The following is a 2,303-nucleotide window of genomic DNA, read 5'->3' on the forward strand; positions in this document are numbered from 1 at the left end:
GGCAGGCAACCCCACAGAACTCCACACGGACGCCGGAACCCTGACGTTCACCTACGACGCGGCAGGCCGGGAGACCGAGCGCCGCCTCGGCGAGACGGTGACCCTGACCCAGACCTGGGACCGCACCGACCGCCTCACCAGCCAAACCCTCACCCACCACCCCGCTGACACAGAGGCCGCCCGCCTCCTCCAACACCGCACCTACGCCTACCGCCCCGACGGCCACCTCACCGAAATCCGCGAACTCACCTCCGGCACCCGCCGCTTCGACCTCACCCCCACCGGCCGCGTCACCACCGTCCACGCCCACGGCTGGACCGAAACCTACGCCTACGACCCCACCGGCAACCTCACCCACACCACCGCCCCCGCCCACCCGGCCCCCGACGACCGGCACCACACCGGGACGATCCTGCACCGCGCGGGCCGCACCACCTACGAACACGACACCGAAGGCCGCCTGACCCGCCGCACCCGCAGACTCCTCAACGGCACGTCCCAGACCTGGACCTTCACCTGGAACACCGAAGACCGCCTCACCGAAGCGACCACCCCGGACGGCGAACACTGGCACTACACCTACGACCCCCTCGGCCGCCGCACCACCAAACACCGCCTCACCGAGGACGGCACCCCGGCCGAAACCACAACCTTCACCTGGGACCACACCCGCCTCGCCGAACAGACCACCCCGGACGGCCAGGCGACGACCTGGGACTACACCCCCGACACCCACCGCCCCCTCACCCAGACCACCCACNCTGGGACTACACCCCCGACACCCACCGCCCCCTCACCCAGACCACCCACCGACCCCTGAGCCGCGACCCGGACAGATCGGTCCTAGCCAAATTCACGGCACCCACCGACGACGCGGAACCGACCCGCTTCCACGCGGTCGTCACCGACCTGGCGGGCACCCCCACCGAACTCGTCACCCCCGACGGCGACCTGGCATGGCAACACCGCACCACCCTCTGGGGCACCCGTCTGCCCGCACCCCCGGACACGACCGACTGCCCGCTCCGCTTCCCCGGCCAATACCACGACCCAGAAACCGGCCTCCACTACAACCACCACCGCTACTACGACCCCGAAACCGCCCGCTACATATCCCCCGACCCCCTCGGCCTCCAACCAGCCCCCAACCACCACGCCTACGTCGACAACCCGCTCGGAGACATCGATCCCCATGGCCTGGCACCTTGCAGTAATGTCCCATCGACCAAGAGGCTGCAAAGCAGGAGCGCGGCCTTCCGGGAGGCAAAACGCGATCTGGGAATTCCCGTTTCGCAGCAGCCGGACCTGATCCGTATCGAGCCGATGACCGATCGCACGGGGCGTCAACTCATCGACAAGGAGGGCCAGCGCATACTGACACGCGAGTACGTGTTCACCAGGGGAGACGGCAGAAGATTCGTCATCCAGGACCACTCGGCAGGCCATCAATTCGGCCAAGGCGGCATAGGGGATCAGGGCCCCCACCTCAACGTCCGACCATACGATCAGCCGCGTACCGGGAAGGTACCCGGCACTGCACAGCACTACGAATACTGAAGAAAAGAGCGTAGGGATGTCTTGGACGGCCGCACTGCAAAACCCGGAAGGAATCAGGAGAATCTACAGCGGCAACCCACCCGAACTGCATGCCGTCCATGTACACGAGGTCACATTGAGCAGGGAAGGGCCGACCTGCAAGCTACGCTTCGACCTTCCCTCCTATCCAACGAATCCGCCGGCAAAATGGAAGTCTCAGGGCTTCAATACAACACATGTCGAACTTTTTCTCTTGGAAGTGCACATGGTCGACGTGCGCGGACTGTCGGTCGATCCGATCGTTGACATCAAACTGGCCAGAAGAGAAGCCGTATATTTGAACGCCGAATGCGAAAGCATGCGGATCGAGGTGGTAGCCGGCGCCGCTGCTATTGCTAAAATTTCTGGCTACCTCAGCGAATAGATAGAACCACCATGCCTTGACCTGGAAGCAGGCTCGCAAAACGCCGACTGAATCTTGGCGCGACGACTGAGCGCGTGGTATCCGGGTTCGGGCGCACCGCTGCCCGGCCCCTCGGACGTGGGCACCGGAGCAGCGGCAGTGTCGTGGTTACGCGTCGACACGCGGCGTGAAGTCGCCGCGCACGGCAGCCCGCACGAAGGACGCGAAGGCGTTCGCCGGTACGGACAGGTGCGGTCCGGCGGGGTTCTTCGAGTCGCGGATACCGACGGTGACGGCGTCGCGGGCCCTGGCCTCGACGCAGTGCCCGTTGGCCGGGCTGTGGGAGGACTTGAACCAGCCGGTG

The 2,303-nt window shown here is 65.8% G+C and carries 3 protein-coding genes and 1 pseudogene; 3 read left to right on the forward strand and 1 reads right to left on the reverse strand.

The features are described from left to right. From RKE29_RS29425 to RKE29_RS29435, 3 genes and pseudogenes are all read left to right on the forward strand, one after another. Positions 1-820: pseudogene (locus RKE29_RS29425) on the forward strand (RHS repeat protein); the annotation flags it as partial. A gap of 170 nt (positions 821-990) precedes the next feature. Beyond that, positions 991-1,557, forward strand: coding sequence for an HNH/endonuclease VII fold putative polymorphic toxin (locus tag RKE29_RS29430; RefSeq protein WP_312008768.1), 567 nt, complete (start codon positions 991-993; stop codon positions 1,555-1,557). 16 nt (positions 1,558-1,573) lie between these two features. After that, the gene (locus tag RKE29_RS29435; RefSeq protein WP_312008766.1) at positions 1,574-1,960 is read left to right on the forward strand and encodes an Imm50 family immunity protein; all 387 of its coding nucleotides are present in this window, start codon (positions 1,574-1,576) and stop codon (positions 1,958-1,960) included. A 147-nt stretch (positions 1,961-2,107) separates the two neighbouring features. On the opposite strand, the gene RKE29_RS29440 is transcribed toward RKE29_RS29435, so the two are convergent. Further along, a partial coding sequence (locus RKE29_RS29440; protein WP_312008767.1) for a DUF397 domain-containing protein occupies positions 2,108-2,303 on the reverse strand: 196 nt, incomplete at its 5' end.

It is taken from the genome of Streptomyces sp. B1866 (assembly GCF_031932565.1).
In the GTDB taxonomy this organism is placed as follows: domain Bacteria; phylum Actinomycetota; class Actinomycetes; order Streptomycetales; family Streptomycetaceae; genus Streptomyces.